Source organism: Hymenobacter sp. DG25B, assembly GCF_000801315.1.
Classification (GTDB): Bacteria; Bacteroidota; Bacteroidia; order Cytophagales; family Hymenobacteraceae; genus Hymenobacter.
In genome coordinates this window covers 3136988-3155211 of the sequence record NZ_CP010054.1, presented here as the reverse complement: position 1 = coordinate 3155211, position 18224 = coordinate 3136988, and the positions used below count along the sequence as shown (strand labels likewise).

Below are 18224 nucleotides of genomic sequence, written 5' to 3'. Positions count from 1 at the left end.
GGATTCAAAAATACACAAACGCCGGGGAAGGATGGGAAATTTTGTTGGCGAGCGGAATCCTGGGCCAGCAGACTCCCGGAACAGCCTGCTCTTCAATAAAAAACGGCCAGCGTTATCTTATCGATAACGCTGGCCGGAAGGAAATTCTCAGGCAGAGGAGCGGACTATTCGCCCGCGCTGGCCTCCGGAGTTGTTGCGCTGGGCTTGCGCAGCTTCAGCGAATGGCGGGTAGTGGTAGTGCCTACCGTGAGGTGCAGGTAGTAGTCGCCGGGGGGGAGGTCGGTGAATTCCAGCGTCTGAAGCTGGATGCCCACCGTGCGGCGGCGGTAGTCCGATACACGTACCACGGCGCCATTCTGGTTATACAGCACCCAGCCCACGGGCAGTTCTTCCGGCAAACGATACGTCAGCTGCACCACTCCGTTGCTGGGGTTGGGATACAGGCTCATACGGTTCGCGCCAATGCCGGGCCGCTCTACAGCGGCCTGCAGCAGCTCCCGGTTTTGGTTAGGTACCACTTTGGTCAGCTTCCAGTCCTGGGTTTCATTATCCTTAAAGCGCCACTGTACAATGCCCGTATCGGTAGAGTCGCGGGCGGTAAGGGCTTTTTTGCTGTGCTTGGCTACAATTTTATAGTAGCCGTCTTCCGTCAGCTCAATGTTCCACTGCTGGTTGTTGCCGCTGTAATAGGGCCACAGGTTCAGGGCGGCGCCATTGGAGGTTGAGCTCCCCAGTACTTCCAGCACGCGGTTGTTGCCGGGCACCATCAGGCGGTAGAATCCATCATTCTGCTGCTCAATGCGCCAATGCGTCGTTTCATTTTGAGGTGTGGCTGCCGTGCCGCCCGAGGGCACGGTCTGGTAAGCCCGCATATTGGGGCGGCTGGGGTCCTGTACCTCCAAGGGCCGGCCAGTGGCGCGCGACGTAATAATGTATACGGCGGGCTCTACCCGGGCAGGTGCTTTAGGGGTTGCTGGCTTTGGCGCCGCCGGAGTGGGCTTGGGCGTAGCGGCAGCTACCGGAGGCTTTGGTTTTGTAACCACCTTTTCTGGCTTAGCCGCTTTTTTACTTGGCTCAGCCGGAGCCGCTGCCACAGCCTTCTCTTTCGGGGCTGGTTTAGGGGCCGCGACTGGTACGGCCGCCGGTTTGGGCGCTGGCGCGGCAGGTTTTGCTACTACTGGTGCCGGGGCAGGAGCCGCAGCAACGGGTTTAGGCGCTACCGGTTGAGCAGGGGCGACTTTTGGAGCCGGTGTGACCGGAGTGGGCGTAACCGGAGCCGGAGCCGGTGCCGGCTTCACCACGGCTGCGGCAACAACCGGAGCAGTGGCCGGGGCGGGGATAATACTGGAGCCCAATGGATAAAGATTCTCCATGGGAATAATCTGCAGGCCCTTGCCAGGCGCCAGCCATTGCAGCTGCAGATGGGCTTCGCCATCAGCATCTACATACTCCAGCTTAATGCTGGTTTTCTCATTGGCAGCCAGCTGCACAAAGGCGTTGGAGTTGTCCTCGCGGCGGCCGTCCCAGGTGTCCAGCACCTTTTTGCCATTTACCCACAGCCGGATTTCGTCGTTGGTGGGCACCTGAAAGCGGTAGGTGCCAGTGGTGGGAGCCACCAGCAAACCCTCCCAGCGAACCGAGAAGTAATCCGTAGGTAAGTCTTTAGATGGAGCGCCCAGGCCCCAGTTAAAATCTACGGAGGCATCAACGCGGCGCAGAACGGGCGCTCCGGCAAAAGTACCATTTGGGTAGTAGCTGGCCGTAAGCCCGTTCTCAACCACCACGGTGGTGGGGCGGGCTGAAACGGAAGAGTTACTGGTGGGACCAGCCCAGGCGTGGGTGCGGCCGGGCGTAGCGCCAGTCAGGACCAGGCCAGCCAGCAGGGAATAAAACAACGGATACTGCACAGGAAACGAAATTTGGGTGTTGTTACCGATTATACACCAAAAGAAGCCATGAATTTACACCTTCTGCGTTTGCCGCGCCAATCGGGGAGGTGTAAAATTTGTACTTACCCCGTAGGGTGTTTTGGAAAAACCGGTTTAGGAAGCTGCAAGGCCGGTTTTTAGGTGGATAAAAATTCGGTGAATTTGTGCTGCCGAGATAAGGCATAAAAAAAGCCCTCAACAAGTAAGGGCTTTTCTTTTAACTGCTATGGCTTAGGCCGCACTGTCTTCGGCGGCTTCCGGGGTGGCATCTACCGCATTCTTCTCCACAATTTCGCGGGCCAGATTCAGGTAGCTGATGGAGCCTTTGCTTTCCGCATCGTGCAGAATAACGGGAATGCCAAAGCTCGGCGACTCCGACAACTTTACGTTACGCGGAATGATAGTATCGAACACCAACTGCTGGAAGTGCAACTTTACTTCCTCCACTACCTGGTTGCTCAGGCGCAGGCGCACATCGTACATGGTCAGCAGAATGCCTTCAATTTCCAGCTCCGTGTTCAGGCGGCTCTGAATAATTTTGATGGTATTCAGCAGCTTGCCCAGGCCTTCCAAGGCAAAGTATTCGCACTGCACCGGAATGATAACCGAGTGGGCAGCCGTGAGGGCATTCACCGTAATCAGACCCAGGGAAGGCGAGCAGTCAATGATGATGAAGTCGTACTGATCGGCCAGGGGGCGCAGGGCTTCCTTCATCCGCTCTTCGCGGTTAGGCAGGTTAATCATCTCCACCTCAGCGCCTACCAAATCAATGTGGGAGGGCATCAGGTCGAGGTGGGGCAGTACGTGGGTGGTCAGGATAATATCCTGGGCATTAATGCCATCCACCATGCACTCGTAAATGCTGTTCTGAATGTCTTTGGGGTCGAAGCCGACGCCAGAGGTGGCGTTAGCCTGAGGGTCGGCGTCTACCAGCAAGGTGCGATATTCCAGCGCCGCCAGCGAGGCCGCGAGGTTAATCGAGGAGGTGGTTTTGCCCACCCCGCCTTTCTGATTGGCTACCGCAATAATTTTTCCCATTTGCTTGCACTATTAGCCGTTGGCTGCCAGCTGTTTGGTAAGAGGATGTCGCAAAGAAAGCCGATAACCAGAGGCATCAGCCAACTGCTAGTTTATGACAAAATAAGGGTTTCACCAAGGCGCCGCAGCACAGATTCTCCTCAGGCAGGAGAGGCAAGTGCGGTGGGCCAACGGAGAAAAGCTGCTGGCCAAAACACAATGGCTAACCCCTGAACCCTTACACTTGCACAAATATACACGCTTTCGCCTTTCCCATGATTCCGTTTTCGCGTTGCTTTTCCCGGATGGTCTTTCTGCTCGTTCCTGCCCTGGCGGGCTGCGGCGGCAGCGAGCAAGCCACCGATGCCCGACGCGTATTCCGCTACAACCAGCCCGAGGCGCTTACCTCCCTGGACCCCGCCTTTGCCCGCAACCAGGCCAATATTTGGGCCACCACGCAGCTCTACAATGGGCTGGTAGAGCTGGATGAGCAGCTAAAGCCGGGCCCCTCTATTGCCCGCCGCTACAGCATCTCGCCCAACGGTCGCCAATATACCTTCACGCTGCGCCCCAATGTGTTTTTTCACGATTCTGATGTGTTTACCAACGGCAAAGGCCGCCGGGTAACGGCCCAGGACTTCGTGTACAGCTTCCGCCGCCTGCTGGATGCCCCCACCGCCAGCCCCGGCGGCTGGATTTTCCGGGGTAAGGTGCTGGAAAATGCCCAGGGCGAACCATCCGATACCTGCTTTGTAGCCGTGAACGACTCCACCCTGCGCATTCACCTGCAGGAGCCCTTTATTCCCTTTCTGGGGATCCTGACCATGCCCTACGCTTATGTAGTGCCCCGGGAGGCGGTGCAGCGTTACGGTAAGGATTTTCGGGAGCACCCGGTAGGCACCGGGCCTTTTGTATTTAAGGAGTGGGATGAAGGCAATGCCATTGTGTACCACCGCAACCCCCGCTACTGGAAAAAGGATGCCCAGGGTAAGCAGCTGCCCTACCTAGATGCCGTACAGATCAGCTTTATCCAGGACCGCAAAACCGAGTTCCTGACCTTTATGCAGGGCCGCCTGGATTTCCTGAGCGGCATCCGGGCCGGCTCCCGGGACCTGATTATGCACCCCGATGGCACCGTGCGTGAGGACTTCAAAGGCAAATTTCAGCTGCAGAAAGTGCCTTACCTCAACACGGAATACCTCGGCCTGCAGCAGGACCCCACCAACCTGCGCGGGGAGGCCGCCAACCCGGCCTTGCGCGACAAGCGCGTGCGTCAGGCCCTGAGCTACGCTATTAACCGCCCGGAGCTGCTGGCTTATTTTCTGAATAATGTGGGGGTGCCCGGCACCTCCGGCTTTGTGCCGGCCTCGCTGCCCTCCTTCAGCCAAAAGCTGGTGCCCGGTTATACCTATCAGCCGGAAAAAGCCCGGGAGCTGCTGCGGGACGCCGGTTTTGGTCCCGGCAAGCCGCTGCGCCTGCGCCTGACTACCGTGGCCGAGCGCAAAGAAGTGTGCGAATACCTGCAGAAGAACTGGGCCGATGTGGGCGTGCAGGTCGAAATCGATGTCAATCAATCGGCCGCGCAGCAGGAAATGGTGGACAATGGGCGCGCCGCCTTTTTTACCAAGTCCTGGCTGGGCGACTACCCCGACGCGGAAAACTACCTGGCCCTGTTCTACAGCAAAAACTTCTCCCCGGCCGGCCCCAACAAAACGCACTTCAAAAACGCCACCTACGACAAGCTCTACGAGCAGGCCAAGCTGGAGCAGGACCTCAACAAGCGCTACGACCTCTACCGGCAGATGGACCGCATCATCGTGGAAGAATGCCCCGTCATTACCCTGTATTACGACGAAGTGGTGCGCCTTACCCAGAACAACGTGCGCGGCCTCATGCCTAACCCCATGAACCAGCTGGTACTGGAACGGGTGCGGAAAGAGTAGAAGGACTTACAAGGGGAAAGTAATGTCGAGCTTCATGAAGCCCGTCATGTCGAGCGCAGTCGAGACATCTCGCTAGTGTGGTATACCACTGCAACGAAGCGGTAGAGATGCTTCGACAGGCTCAGCATGACAATACTATTGCAACGTCAGCACGCGAGATGTCTCGACTTCGCTCGACATGACGTTCTTTATTATTACACTACACCCCTACTTAGTTGGCGGCAGGGCTACTTTCATAATCTGCTCGTGAACGTACAGCAGCAGCTTATTCAGCTCTTCCGGGGCGCCTTCTTCTACGCGCACTTCCTTTAGGTTACAGTCGGGCTGAAGGATGGAAAGGTAGGTGGAGGGTAGGTCGGAGGTGTTTTGGGAATACACGCCCTGCAGCCGGGCAAAGCCGATGCGTTGGGCTTCTTTCAGGATATGATTTACGGTAGCAGCGGGCAACTGCAGCTCATGTTGGCCCAGCAGCGGCACGTTGCTCAAACCTTCGTAGCTCAGGTGGCCGTTGCGGTAAACGGTGGCTTTGTAGGCCGGGCAGCGGCCAAAGCAGGGTGTTTTCTCGAAAATCAGTACCGGCAGCTTTGCACTGGCCTGGGTTTTGGGGGCAACCACCGGAGTATCCAGCAAAACCTGGGGAGCCGATACCGCCGGTTTGGTCTTGGGCGGGGTATAGCGGATGGGCTTGTTGGTGGAGCCCTGCTGCGCACGGGCGGGCGGGAAGGAAAAGCCCATCAGCAACAGAAAACCGAAAAGTAAACGCATGGCAGGTGGGGCAAGGGTGAGAAGGTACGCTGCTGCCGTAACAAGGAGCAGAAAATAAAAATGCCTTTCCGCGCATCGGCGGAAAGGCATTTTACTTAGCGGGAAGCGCCGACGTTACTTTTTCTTCTTGCCTTCCTTGCGGGCATCCGACTCACGCTCCTGCGTGGCCTTCATGGCCTCGGCCAGGCGGGCCTGGAAGCCGCTGGGCTTTTTGTCTTTGTTTTTCACCTTGTTAGCCTCCAACTGCTGCCGAATCTTGGAGTCGTCTACAAAGCGGCGGGTAATGGCCTGCTGCGCGAAGGTGACGATGTTCGACATGAAGTAGTACCAGGTAAGACCGGCCGAGAAGCTGTTCAGCACGAACATGAAAATAACCGGCATCAGGTAGCTGTACATTTTCATGGGGCCCTGCATGGCCGTGTTCATCTGGTTACTCTGCCAGGTCATCAGCAGCGTGGAAAGGGTCATCAGCAGGGTAAACATGCTCACATGGTCGCCGTACCATTTCACGTAGAAGGGAAGCTTAATGAACACGTCGTAGGTGCTCAGGTCCTTGGCCCACAGGAAGGGCTGCTGGCGCAGCTCAATGGCGTTGGGGAAGAACTGGAACATGGCAAACAGAATCGGAATCGTCAGCAGCATGGGCACGCAGCCACTGAGCGGCGAAACGCCCATACTCTGATACAGCTTCATCGTTTCCGACTGCTGCTTTACCTGATCATCGGCGTACTTTTCCTTGATCTGGTCAATCTCCGGCTTCAGCACCTTCATGCGCGCCTGCGACACGTAAGTTTTGTAAGTCAAAGGCCAGGTTACCAGCTTAATCAGTACTACCAGAATGGCAATGATGATACCGTAGGAGCTGATGAACTGCTCCAGCACGTGGAACACGGGCAGCACCACAAAGCGGTTTACCCAGCGGAACAGGCCCCAGCCCAGGTACACGTTCCGGTCGAAGCCGGGCGCTACGTCCTTCAGCAGGCTGAAGGAGTTAGGACCGAAGAAGAACCGCATCTGCGCCTTGCCCTGCTGCACATCGGCGGCGGGAATGGTAAGCGTAGTGCTGAGGGTTTTGATGAAGGTGGAATCGGCCAGGTTCACATTCGACACAAACTTACCGGTGGCGAAGGTGGAGTTGGCAATAATACCGGCCACGAAGAAGTCGTGCTTGTGGGCGGCCCATTTCAGGGGCTCGTTCACCACCAGCTCCTCGGGCTTCTCGCTGGCCTCGGCCAGGGCGCCGTGGTCGTCGTTGGCCAGGTAGTGGTTGATAGTGGAGTGGTTGCGGTTCTGCTGCTTGTCCTGCTCGGTCTGGCGCACGTGGTCCACGAAGGTGAACGTGAGCGGCTGCTGCGCTACCACCGTGTTCAGGCCATTCAGGCGCAGGTCGTAGCCTACTTCATAGCTGTTATCGAACAGGGTATAAAGCTGCTGGATAGTGCCACCGGCCACACTGGCCGTGAAAGCGAGCTGCTGGCCTTTTTTGTTGTCTACCGTAACGGGCTGCACCTGCGTGGGCTGGAAATACAGGTCCGAGAACTTCACCGTGCGCCCGTCGTTGGTGCGCAGGCTCAGGTCCATCTGGGCGCTCTGCTTATCAAACAGGAACAGCGGCTGCCCGAAGAAGGTCTTGTACTCATTCAGTCGAACGGCTTCAATCCGGCCGCCTTTCGTAGAGAAAGACATAGCCAGACGGTCGTTCTTCAACTCTACCTGCTGGGCAGTGCCTTGCGCGGCGGTAGCAAAGGCACCCAGCGTGCGCACGGCCGTGGCCGAATCCAGCGGGGCGCTTACCGTGCTATCGGCCACTACTTTGGCCGAGGCAGTGGTAACGGCTTTTTCGGCAACTGGCTCCTTCGGCGTGGGCCGGAAGAAAAACAGGTAGGCGAGGAGCATGGCCGAAATTAAAAACAGGCCGGTTGCTTGATTTCTATCCATTAGAGGAAGAGGTGAGGGCAAAAAAAGAGTTGCAGCAGGAAAAGCCGCCCAACAAATGCCAGGCAATGCGGGCACAAAGGTCGCAGTTCTCCGTGAATATTCAGTTGTGATATATCAGAAGCCAGTTGTCCGTTGTCCGGAGGTGGGTCATGGCGAGCCCCGCGAAGCCATCCGTCCTCTCATATGTGACCAACGCTCTTTTACCAGAAAGCCCTTGACGTGCAGTACGTCAAGGGCTTTTCACATCTCAGGGTTTTATACGTTTCAGAGGACGGATGGCTTCGCGGGGCTCGCCATGGCACGGCCTCCAGCGCCTAAAACTGACCCTTGTGGTACTGAATGGCCGCTTTCACAAAGCGCACAAATAGCGGGTGCGGGTTTTGCACGGTGCTTTTAAGCTCCGGGTGAAACTGCCCGCCCACAAACCAGGGGTGGTTGGCCAGCTCTACCACTTCCACCAGGCCGGTGTCGGGGTTGATGCCCGAGGCCAGCATGCCGGCCTGCTCAAACTGCTGCAGGTACTCGTTGTTGAACTCGTAGCGGTGGCGGTGCCGCTCACTGATGTGGTTGCGGGCGTAAGCTTTGGCGGCTTTGGAGCCCTTGCGCAGCTCGCAGTCGTAAGCGCCCAGGCGCATGGTACCGCCCTTCTGGGTGATGCTTTTCTGCTCCTCCATCATGGCAATGACGGGGGCACTGGTGTGCGGGTCCATCTCCGTAGAGCTGGCATCTTTCAGCCCCAGCACGTTGCGGGCAAACTCTACCACGGCGCACTGCATGCCCAGGCAAATGCCGAAGAACGGAATGCCGTTTTCGCGCACATATTTAATGGCCGCTACTTTGCCCTCAAAACCCCGCTCGCCAAAGCCAGGGGCTACCAGCACGCCATCTACGCCGTGCAGCAGCTGGGCCACGTTATCGGCGTTAATGTTCTCGGACTGAATGCTGCGTACGGTCACTTTGCACTCGTTCTGCGCGCCGGCGTGCACAAAGGATTCGTTGATGGACTTGTAGGCGTCGGGGAGCTCCACGTATTTGCCTACCAGCGCAATGGTTACTTCCTCAGTGGGGTTTTTCAGGCGGCCCAGGAAGTCTTTCCAGGCTTCCAGATCGGGCAGCGTAGTACCGCCGGTCAGCTTCATTTTCTTGATAACCCGGTCGTCGAGCTGCTCCTTCAGCATCAGCAGCGGCACCGAGTAGATGCTGTCCGCATCCAGACTCTCGATAACAGAGTTGATTTTGACGTTACAGAACAGCGCAATTTTGCGGCGCATTTCGGCCGGAATGGGGTACTCCGAGCGGCACACCAGAATATCGGGCTGCAGGCCGGCTTCGCGCAGGTCGCGCACGGAGTGCTGGGTGGGCTTGGTTTTCAGCTCGCCGGCCGCTTTCAGGTAGGGCAGCAGGGTGAGGTGAATCACCAAAGAGTCATTCGGTGGCAATTCCCAGCGCAGCTGGCGTACGGCCTCCACAAAGGGCAGGCTCTCAATGTCGCCAATGCAGCCCCCGATTTCGGTGATAACCACGTCGAACTTATCGTCCTGACCCAGCAGCAGCATGCGCCGCTTAATCTCATCGGTGATGTGCGGCACCACTTGCACTGTCTTGCCGAGGTAGGCGCCTTCGCGCTCCTTGCTGATGACGTGGTTGTAGATGCGCCCCGTGGTAACGTTGTTGGCCTGGGAGGTAGGTACGTTCAGAAAACGCTCGTAGTGGCCCAGGTCCAGATCAGTCTCGGCACCGTCGTCGGTCACGTAGCATTCCCCGTGTTCATAGGGGTTCAGCGTGCCGGGGTCGATGTTGATGTAGGGGTCGAACTTTTGGATGGTGACGCGGAAGCCGCGGGCTTGCAGCAGCTTGGCCAGGGAGGCCGAAATGATGCCTTTGCCCAGCGAGGAGGTCACTCCTCCGGTTACGAAAATGAACTTGGCCGTTGCAGCCGTGGGGGGGAGAATTCGGTCTGGCATAACGGGAAACAAAGGTAGGGTAATAAGTGGAAGGCCGACGGACCGGAAACACATTTGCCGGAAAAAAACACCTTCCCTTGTTTCCGCCAACAGGGTAGGGGAGGCAGTTAAAGTCGGGCAGTAATAGGCTCCGTGGATTAGTTTTCTGAGCCGTTGCAAATGCTTTTAAAAGGCCTGTCACACCCCATCAAACACCTTGAAAATAAATTAAGAAGTACAAGTGTAAAAATATTTTATTGCTTAAGTATCTGATTAACAGAAGTAAGCAGTAGTATTGTGAAATTGATGCTTGACATTGCATTAAAGTAATGCTTTAATTAGGTGCTGTTACCTCTTACGTAATCAGCGCTGAAAGCAAAATTGCAGGCGCAAATAGCCTATGCACCGCAAACTTTACTTCCTGCTACTTCTGCTGGGCTTTGGTGTAGCTTTTCAGGCTGCGGCCAATGATGAAGAGGAGGCGGCCGAACTGGCTTTATTCGGTAAGAACGGCCCCCATTGGCTGTATAAGCTGGTGGCACACTCGCCGGTCCTCCGGCAGCACCATGTAGGCCTTAGTATTACCGATGCCGCCACGGGGGAGCGGCTGTTCAGCTACCGCGACGAAGAATACTTTGTGCCGGCCAGTACCATGAAGCTGTTCAGTTTGTACGCCGGCCTGCATCTGCTGGGTGACTCCCTGCCCAGCCTGCGCTACGTGGTGCGCCAGGATTCCCTCATCTTCTGGGGCACCGGCGACCCTACCCTGCTGCACGGCGACGTGCCTTCCCGGGCCGCTTTTCAGTTCCTGCAGCGCCGCCCCGAAAAGCTGTTCTACGCCCAAATTCCCTGCGTTGAGCCCTTCGGACCCGGCTGGAGCTGGGACGACTACAACTACTATTACCAGCCGGAGCGCGGCCCATTTCCCATCTATGGCCACACCGTGCGCTTCTACGCCCGCGCCGGTAAAGCCCAGCCCCTGGTGCTGCCGCAGGTATTCACGGCCAGCATTGAGCCCGCCCCCTCGGGCTACCTCAACCGTTCCGACCATGTGCGACGGGCGGTGCTGGAAAATAAGTTCTTCGTGATGCCCATCCAGAAAAATTGGGTGGATGAAACCCCTTTCCGCACCAGCCCGGCTCTGCTGATGTCGTTGCTGCAGGATACCCTGCACCGGCCTATCCTGCCCGCGCCGTGGCAGGCGCGGGCACAGGAGCAGGTGCACACCCTGGCCGGCCTGCCCGTCGATTCCTTGTACCGGCGCATGATTCAGGTGAGCGACAACTTCCTGGCCGAGCAGCTGCTACTGATGTGCTCCAGCCGCCTGGGCCCCGATTCCCTGAATACGGCCCGCACCATTCGCACCATGAAACAGCGGTACCTGCATGATTTGCCCGATGCACCCGTGTGGGTAGACGGCTCCGGCCTCTCCCGCCAGAACCTCATCACCCCCCGGGACATGACCGTGCTGCTGCTGAAGCTGCACCAGGAAGTGCCCGAGCAGCGCCTGCTCAGCCTGCTGGCCGCCGGAGGCGGGCACGGCACGCTCCGCCGCCTCTACCACGACCAGCGCGGCCCCTGGGTGTGGGGCAAAACCGGCACCCTTTCCAACACGCACAACCTGGCCGGCTACCTGCGCACCAAAAAAGGCCGCTTACTGGCCTTCAGCTTCATGAATAACAACCACGTGCAGGAATCCAGCGCCATCCGCCAGGAGATGCAGAAGGTGCTGGCTCAGGTGCGGGAGCGGATGTAATATGAATCTTACCTGCTAGTACTGAATTTCTAAGGAGTAAGCAGCTACTAGCTGTCTTTCCACTTAGAATCAATCTGAGCGAAATATTTATCCAGCAGAGCATAAGCTGCTTGTACAGTAAATACTTCGTCCTGTAAGGCCAAATCATGAGTAGTTAGATTGCTGTTGCGCTGCAAAAGAGCGGTTATTGAAGCTTTGACCTGCTTAGGCTCAAATGGGCCTTTCATTGCTTTTATTACATAAACGCACGCAAGCGTAGCTTCATCAGGGTCATCATATTGTAAAAGGAAATCAATAAAAAAATCTAAGTACTCCGTGCAATCATATTTAATGCAAGGCCAGATGAATGTAGCTCTATAATTAATGTTTTCAGGAGCTCTTGCAGCCGCTAATAACAGTGGAACAACCGTTGCATCCTTAGCATGAGCAAAAGCATCAGCTACAAAAAAATGGATAACTCGGTCGTACAAAGGCGTCAATAAAGCAGCAAGTTGAAGTACACTACTTTTCTCCTTCCAAAAGGACAAAACCTGAGTTAAAGCATTCAACTGAGCATTATCACCAGTAGCCTTCGCTTCACGGATGCTTTGCCGAAGACTGCTTAAGTGCTCCTTTTTTGTCAGATTCATAGCCTAAAAACAACCCTCTAGTACAGCACCCGAAACTTAATAGTGTGCTCCACCTTGCGCAGCTCGCCAATTACCTCCTGCTCGTACTCCTTGTCGATATCGGTAATTACATAACCGATGTGCTCGTTGGTTTTGAGATACTGGCCGAGAATGTTCACGGAGTGGGCGGCCAGCACGTTGTTGATGCGGGCCAGCACGCCGGGCACGTTGTGGTGAATGTGAATGAGGCGGTGAGCCTGCTGTACCGGCAGCTGAATGTTGGGGAAGTTGACGCTCTGCTGGGTGTTGCCGGTGTTCACGTACTGCATCAGGCGCTCGGGCACAAACTCCGCGATGTTGCGCTGGGCCTCCGAGGTGCTGCCGCCAATGTGGGGCGTGAGCAGCACGTTGGGCAGGCCGCGTAGCTCGCTTTCGAAGGTTTCGTGATTGGTTTTGGGCTCGTAGGGGAAAACATCTACGGCCGCGCCGCCCAGGTGGCCCGAGCGGATGGCATCGGCCAGGGCGGGCACGTCTACCACGTGGCCGCGGGCATTGTTGAGGAAGATAGTGCCGGGCTTCATAAGCGCAAACTCCCGGGCCCCGATGAGGTTGGTGTTTTCCGGGCGGCCATCCACGTGCATGGTTACAATGTCAGCCTGCTGCAGGAGCTCGTCCAGGGTGCGGCACTTTACGGCATTACCCAGCTGCAGCTTTTCGGCAATATCAAAGTAAAGCACCTGCATGCCCACGGCCTCGGCTACCACCGAAAGCTGCGCGCCAATATTGCCGTAGCCGATGATGCCCAGCTTCTTACCCCGGATTTCAAACGCACCCTTGGCGGACTTATCCCACTCACCCTGATGCATTTTGGGGTTCTTTTCCGGAATGCGGCGCGCCAGTACAATGATTTCGCCCAAGGCCAGCTCTACCACGGAGCGGGTGTTGGAGAAAGGAGCGTTGAATACAGCCACGCCTTTTTTCATACACTCCGTAAGGGCTATCTGGTTGGTGCCGATGCAGAAGGCGCCAATGGCTATGAGGCGGTTGGCGGCTTCCAGCACGCGGGGCGTCACCTGCGTTTTGGAGCGAATGCCCAGAATGCTCACGCCCTCAATGCGCTCCACCAGCTCGTCTTCATCGAGGCCGCCGGGCACCAGGTCTACCTGGTAGCCTTCCTGCCGGAACAGCTCGGCCGCGCGCGGGTCGGGGTTTTCAAGGAGCAGGACCTTAATGCGGTTTTTGGGGTAGGAGAGCGTCATGGGCAGTTTATTCTGGTAAAGAAATTCGTCGAAAGAGGGTAGGACTTCATCGGCGCGGGACACCACGGCCTCGCGGCTGACGTTTTCCGTGAAGGCGTAGAAACGGTTGGCCAGGCCCGCTTCCCGAATCTGGTAGTCGGTGTAGCCGTCGCCGAGCACGTACACGTCGCCCTCCAGGTCCAGCTGGCGCAATTGCAGGATTTTGCCGCCGTTCTGGCTGAGCACGTTTTCGGCGTCGAAGCCGGTGATGCGGCCTTCTGCGTCGTAGGTGAAGGTGTTGGCCAGCACGAAATCGGGGCCGATGCCAAACTCGGCCACTACCGGCTCAATAAACTCCCGGAAGCCGCTGCTGACCACGTAAATGCGGCCGGCAAACTGGTGAAAAAACGCCTGGTTGCGCCGGATGCTTTCGGAAACCAGCCCTTTCAGCCGCTCCACCAGCTGCCCGATATGCTCGCGCCGGGCCGGCAGCAGCGCCAGCCGTTGCTGCAACGACTCCGCAAAACTCAGATTGCCACTCATGCCCTGGTCCGTAAGGGCCCGGATTTCGCCCACAATCCTTTCCCGGTCGGGGCTGCCCTGCAGGGCAATGTCGGCCAGCTCATCCAGCCCTTCAACTTGGGTAAAAGTGCTGTCGAAATCAATAATAAGATAAGGAAGTGGTGGCGACGACTGAGGCATAGTGGGGGCAAGGTAGGGCGGAACCGCCAATAACGGATAGGCGGGGAGGGCAGGTTCTGCATTTCCAACAAAACAAAGCTACCGCTGGGTACAACGTAACGGAGGCGGTTAGGTCCCACTGAAAAACGGATATCTGTGAAACTGTTTTCCTCGCCTTATGCCTTTCTCCTTGGTACATGCACCGGCTGGCGCGCAGCATATCAGGGCAACTCCGGATGCACGAAACCGTACATTCGGAGGCATACCATGCAAGCCCATTTGGCCGCTTCGCGCGGCCAGGTGGATGCCACAATGCCCCGGCCTAACGGTCGGGGCATTGTTTTTATAAGTGGTTTCCCCGGCCCTCAGACCTCATAAAACTCTAGCGGCAGCCCATCCGGGTCCTCAATAAACGTGAAGCGCCGCCCCGTGAACTCATCTACCCGAATGGGCTCCGAGGCGACATCGTGCGCATCCAGTCGGTGAATGGTAGCCTCCAGATCAGCCACGGCGAAGGCCAGGTGGCGCAGGCCGGCGGCCTCGGGGCGGGTGGGCCGCACGGGCGGTGCCGGAAACGAGAACAGCTCTATAATGTATTCGCCGCCCAGAGATAGGTCCAGCTTCCAGGAGTCCCGGTCGGCCCGGTATACTTCCCGCAGGGCACACAGGCCCAGTATCTCGGTGTAAAACCGCTTCGAAACGGCGTACTGGGTGCAGATAATGGCGATATGATGAATACGAAGTAGCGGTAGCATAGCAAGCGGATAAGGGTCAGGCCGGCAATATCGGTAAATGCCCTATTTATAGGCGAAGCACCCGCCGGCCGCCGGCACCATCTTAAATATGAGCGTACCTTTGCCCCCTATCAGGGCGCGGGAAAGCGAGCATATCCAGCCTGATTTCACGCCCACCCGCTTCTTAATTCTACAGCCTTGCTGAAATTCCGGAGTCTTTTGTTGGGGCGCCTGCGCCTGCCCCGGTTGCTGCCCGTGCTGGCCTTGCTGCTGATGGCTGGCGGCGCTATGTTTGCCCGCCCCGGAAACCCGACTGAACCCATGCGCACCCGCCATTTTACCTTTGAGTACTCCACCACGGTGCACCCGGCCCCGCAGGGCGCGCAGGAGCTGAACCTATGGCTGCCCATGCCGCATTCCGATACCTGGCAGGATATTGATCAGCTGGAAATTACTTCCCCTTATCCGTACGAGATACTGCCCGCCCAGCACGGAAACCGGGTGCTGCACCTGAAATTACTGAGTCCCCCGGCGGCAGATTTTACCGTAACCATGCGTTTTAGTGCCGTGCGCCGGGAGCACCGCAACCCGCTGCAGGCCTCGTTGCCGGCCCAGGCCCGCAACCCGGTACCGCCCGCCGATGCCGACCTGGCCCGCTGGCTGGCCCCCGACCACCTCGTGCCCCTGGACGGCCAGATCCGGCAGTGGGCGCAGGAAGTAGTGAGCAAGGCGCACGCCACTACGCCGCTGGCCAAAGCCCAGGCCATTTACAACCACGTGGTATCCACCGTGAAATACGATAAAACCGGGCAGGGCTGGGGCCAGGGAGATATTTACTATGCCTGCGACGCCCGCCGCGGCAACTGCACCGATTTTCACGCCGTGTTCATTGGTTATTGCCGGGCCGTGGGCATTCCCGCCCGCTTCAGCATCGGTTTCCCGCTGCCCGCCCAGCGCGGGGCCGGAGAAATTAAGGGCTACCACTGCTGGGCCGAGTTCTATACTCCGGAAACCGGCTGGGTGCCCATTGATGCCTCCGAAGCCGCCAAGGACCCGGCCCGCCGCAACTACTTCTTCGGGGCCCACGATGAAAACCGCGTGGAGTTTACCCGGGGCCGCGACCTGACCCTGGCCCCCAGCCAGCAAGGGCAGCCGCTGAATTACTTCATCTACCCATACGCCGAGGTAGATGGCCGGCCCTTCACAGCTCTGGAAAAGCAGTTTCGCTACGCGGATGTTAGCCCGGTAGCCAGCCCCACCCGCTAGCAGCGGCCCCGGGCATTTCCGACAGCGCGGCCATCATTACCTTGGTTTGCTACGTAGGAGTTGCGTATTTAAGCCGCTGCAAAAGCCCACGCCGGCCCTTTCCTCGCTGATGACCTTTGACACCCGCCGCCTTCAGTTTTTTCTCTTCGGGCAGGACCTGGCCGATGGCCTCCGCGTTACGCTGCTGGTACTGATTCCGGGCCTTATCTGTGCGTATCTAAACCAGCTGGAGGCTGGCTTTATTCTTTCCCTGGGAGCTCTGAGCGTAAGCGTAACCGATATTCCCGGGCCCACCCTGCACAAGCGCAACGGCATGCTGGCCTGCGTGCTTTGTATGCTGCTGGTGGCGCTGGTCACGGGCTTTGCCCGCCTGAATGTGTACGTGCTGGGCGCTGAAATCCTGCTGTTCAGCTTCTGCTTTACTATGCTGATGGTATATGGCATCCGGGCTGGCGCCGTGGGCACGGCCGCGCTGCTGGTTATGATTATCATGATGGACCAGCCCCTCACACCCCGGCAGGTGCTGCAGTATGCGGCCCTGGTGTCGGTGGGTGGGCTGTGGTACACCGCTGCCAGCCTGCTTACCCGGCAGGTGCGGCCCTACCGCCCGGTAGAGCGGGCCCTGGGCGAGTGCATGCATGCTATTGCCAAGTTTCTGGAGCTGAAGGCTGATTTCTATGAGCCGGAGAAAGACCTGAATACTGCCTACCGGGTGCTGCTGGCTCAGCAGGTAGTGGTAAGTGAGCGGCAGGATGCCATGCGGCAGCTGCTGTTCAAAAGCCGCCAGCTGGTAGAAGATTCCACCGGCATTGGCCGGGCCCTTATGTTTGCTTTTATTGAGGCTATAGACCTGTATGAGCACATAACGGCTACGTATTACGACTACGCCGCCCTGCGTCAGCGCTTTGGTGCCACGGGCCTGCTGCCCGATATGGCCCGCCTGATTCGGAAAATGGCCGCAGAGCTGGATGAAATTGGTCTGGCCATCCATTCCAACCGCGCCTACCACACCCGCCCCGACTGGACCGCCGAGCTGGACCAGCTGAAGGCCCGCATTGATGCCCTGGCCGAACAGGAATCCGGCCTGAGTGTGCTGATGCTGAAAAAGGTGCTGGTGAACTTCCGCAACATGCAGCAGCAGCTCCAAGCGCTGGTGCAGTACTTTGACCCCACCTCGCCCACGCGCCGCCGGGATGTGGGTCCGGTGGAGTACCGCCGTTTTGTAGCCCGCGAGAACCTCTCCCCGGATTTGCTGCTCAACAACCTCACCGTAAAATCATCGGTGTTCCGGCACGCCGTGCGCATGGGGCTGGCGTGTTTGTTTGGCTTTGGGGTGGCTAAACTGGTTTCCTTCGGGCACCACAGCTACTGGATTGTGATGACCTGCGCCTTCATGCTGAAGCCGGGTTTCAGCCTCACCAAAGAGCGCAACTATCAGCGCGTGCTGGGCACCATTGGCGGCGGTTTGCTGGGTGTAGTGCTGCTGTGGCTGATAACCGACACCACCTTGCGCTTTGTACTGATGGTGCTGCTGATGATAGGCACTTACAGCTTCCAGCGCCGCAACTATGTGGTTTCGGTGTTTCTGATGACGCCCTTCCTGCTCATTATGTTCACTTTCCTGGGGCTGGGCTTTCTGCAGCTGCTGGGTGAGCGGGTAATTGATACCCTCTTGGGCTGCGCCATTGCGCTGGCGGCAGGCTACCTGCTGTTTCCTACCTGGGAGGCCAACCAGCTGCGCCATTTCATGCGGGAGGTGGTAGAAGCCAATCTGCGCTACCTGCAGCAGCTGGCCGACCGGCTGGCGGGCCGCCCCCTGCAGCTCACGGAGTACAAGCTGGTGCGCAAAGCCGTGTACATCAGCTCCGCCAACCTCTCGGCGGCATTTCAGCGTATGCTTTCTGAGCCCGAGAGTAAGCGGCAGCACAGCGAGGAAGTGCAGCAGTTTGTAGTACTCAACCATATCCTTTCTTCCAACATTGCCACCCTGGGCGCTACCCTTACCACCCAGCCCGGCGCCACGGTGCCCCCGGAGCAGCAGCGCCCCTTAGGCCAGGCCATGGCCGCCCTCAGCACCAGCCTGCGCCGCCTGGACCCCGCCACGCCCGCGGCCCCGGCCACCCCGGAGTCAGCCCCGGCCCAGGCCCCCGCGGCGCCCGCCACCCGCACCCCCGACGACCAGATTCTCACCGAGCAGCTTGCCTTCATCCGGCAGCTCAGCCAGGACATCAGCAAAGTGACGGAAGCCGCTCTGGCCTGATTAAACCAGACTTGCAATACACACGGCTGGCGGGTGCTGGTACTTCGGACAGGAAGTTGAACTATCTGAATATTAGTGCTTAACCATACTGGCTACATAATTTGGGCCATCCGGTAGAAAGCCGGCCCCGGCGGAAACAGGCAGGAA

At 57.9% G+C, this 18224-nt stretch carries 12 protein-coding genes; 4 read left to right on the top strand and 8 right to left on the bottom strand.

The features are described 5' to 3' along the window. Nucleotides 1–164 precede the first annotated feature (164 nt). Both PK28_RS13565 and PK28_RS13560 read right to left on the bottom strand, forming a co-directional pair. Nucleotides 165–1907, bottom strand: coding sequence for a PA14 domain-containing protein (locus PK28_RS13565; RefSeq protein WP_082017116.1), 1743 nt, complete (start codon nt 1905–1907; stop codon nt 165–167). 252 nt (nt 1908–2159) lie between these two features. Beyond that, a complete protein-coding gene (locus PK28_RS13560; protein ID WP_044514688.1) occupies nt 2160–2966 on the bottom strand; it encodes a ParA family protein in 807 nt (268 codons plus the stop codon). Nucleotides 2967–3250: 284 nt separating this feature from the next. Here PK28_RS13560 and PK28_RS13555 point away from each other — a divergent pair, with 284 nt between their 5' ends. After that, nucleotides 3251–4888 (top strand): ABC transporter substrate-binding protein, encoded by a 1638-nt coding sequence (locus tag PK28_RS13555; protein ID WP_082017115.1) that lies wholly within the window; start codon nt 3251–3253, stop codon nt 4886–4888. A 207-nt stretch (nt 4889–5095) separates the two neighbouring features. Here PK28_RS13555 and PK28_RS13550 read toward each other — a convergent pair whose 3' ends face one another. The 3 genes from PK28_RS13550 to pyrG form a co-directional block, all read right to left on the bottom strand. Next, entirely contained in the window at nt 5096–5653 is a 558-nt protein-coding gene (locus PK28_RS13550) for a DUF6438 domain-containing protein (protein WP_156126394.1), read from the bottom strand. A gap of 114 nt (nt 5654–5767) precedes the next feature. Then, on the bottom strand, nt 5768–7591 hold the full coding sequence (yidC, locus tag PK28_RS13545) for a membrane protein insertase YidC (protein WP_044514681.1): 1824 nt from the start codon (nt 7589–7591) through the stop codon (nt 5768–5770). A 314-nt stretch (nt 7592–7905) separates the two neighbouring features. Then, nucleotides 7906–9555, bottom strand: coding sequence for a CTP synthase (gene pyrG, locus PK28_RS13540; RefSeq protein WP_044514680.1), 1650 nt, complete (start codon nt 9553–9555; stop codon nt 7906–7908). 379 nt (nt 9556–9934) lie between these two features. Here pyrG and PK28_RS13535 point away from each other — a divergent pair, with 379 nt between their 5' ends. Then, nucleotides 9935–11290, top strand: a complete 1356-nt coding sequence (locus tag PK28_RS13535; RefSeq protein ID WP_048826046.1) for a D-alanyl-D-alanine carboxypeptidase/D-alanyl-D-alanine-endopeptidase — start codon at nt 9935–9937, stop codon at nt 11288–11290. 47 nt (nt 11291–11337) lie between these two features. Here PK28_RS13535 and PK28_RS13530 read toward each other — a convergent pair whose 3' ends face one another. The 3 genes from PK28_RS13530 to PK28_RS13520 form a co-directional block, all read right to left on the bottom strand. After that, nucleotides 11338–11919 (bottom strand): hypothetical protein, encoded by a 582-nt coding sequence (locus PK28_RS13530; RefSeq protein ID WP_044514676.1) that lies wholly within the window; start codon nt 11917–11919, stop codon nt 11338–11340. 17 nt (nt 11920–11936) lie between these two features. Then, entirely contained in the window at nt 11937–13838 is a 1902-nt protein-coding gene (gene serA, locus PK28_RS13525; RefSeq protein ID WP_044514674.1) for a phosphoglycerate dehydrogenase, read from the bottom strand. Nucleotides 13839–14182: 344 nt separating this feature from the next. After that, nucleotides 14183–14572 (bottom strand): VOC family protein, encoded by a 390-nt coding sequence (locus tag PK28_RS13520; protein ID WP_044514671.1) that lies wholly within the window; start codon nt 14570–14572, stop codon nt 14183–14185. A gap of 177 nt (nt 14573–14749) precedes the next feature. Between PK28_RS13520 and PK28_RS13515 the strand changes: the two genes are divergently transcribed. Both PK28_RS13515 and PK28_RS13510 read left to right on the top strand, forming a co-directional pair. After that, nucleotides 14750–15817 (top strand): transglutaminase-like domain-containing protein, encoded by a 1068-nt coding sequence (locus tag PK28_RS13515; RefSeq protein WP_231576162.1) that lies wholly within the window; start codon nt 14750–14752, stop codon nt 15815–15817. Between the two features lie 109 nt (nt 15818–15926). Beyond that, on the top strand, nt 15927–18077 hold the full coding sequence (locus PK28_RS13510; protein ID WP_044514669.1) for an FUSC family membrane protein: 2151 nt from the start codon (nt 15927–15929) through the stop codon (nt 18075–18077). Nucleotides 18078–18224: the final 147 nt, after the last annotated feature.

What these genes read in the sequence shown, in the direction of transcription:
- PK28_RS13510 (WP_044514669.1), top strand. Translation starts at nt 15,927, where the DNA reads ATGACCTTTGACACCCGCCGCCTTCAGTTTTTTCTCTTCGGGCAGGAC.
- yidC (WP_044514681.1), bottom strand. Translation starts at nt 7,591, where the DNA reads ATGGATAGAAATCAAGCAACCGGCCTGTTTTTAATTTCGGCCATGCTC.
- PK28_RS13530 (WP_044514676.1), bottom strand. Translation starts at nt 11,919, where the DNA reads ATGAATCTGACAAAAAAGGAGCACTTAAGCAGTCTTCGGCAAAGCATC.
- PK28_RS13555 (WP_082017115.1), top strand. Translation starts at nt 3,251, where the DNA reads ATGGTCTTTCTGCTCGTTCCTGCCCTGGCGGGCTGCGGCGGCAGCGAG.
- PK28_RS13520 (WP_044514671.1), bottom strand. Translation starts at nt 14,572, where the DNA reads ATGCTACCGCTACTTCGTATTCATCATATCGCCATTATCTGCACCCAG.
- serA (WP_044514674.1), bottom strand. Translation starts at nt 13,838, where the DNA reads ATGCCTCAGTCGTCGCCACCACTTCCTTATCTTATTATTGATTTCGAC.
- PK28_RS13560 (WP_044514688.1), bottom strand. Translation starts at nt 2,966, where the DNA reads ATGGGAAAAATTATTGCGGTAGCCAATCAGAAAGGCGGGGTGGGCAAA.
- PK28_RS13535 (WP_048826046.1), top strand. Translation starts at nt 9,935, where the DNA reads ATGCACCGCAAACTTTACTTCCTGCTACTTCTGCTGGGCTTTGGTGTA.
- pyrG (WP_044514680.1), bottom strand. Translation starts at nt 9,555, where the DNA reads ATGCCAGACCGAATTCTCCCCCCCACGGCTGCAACGGCCAAGTTCATT.
- PK28_RS13550 (WP_156126394.1), bottom strand. Translation starts at nt 5,653, where the DNA reads ATGCGTTTACTTTTCGGTTTTCTGTTGCTGATGGGCTTTTCCTTCCCG.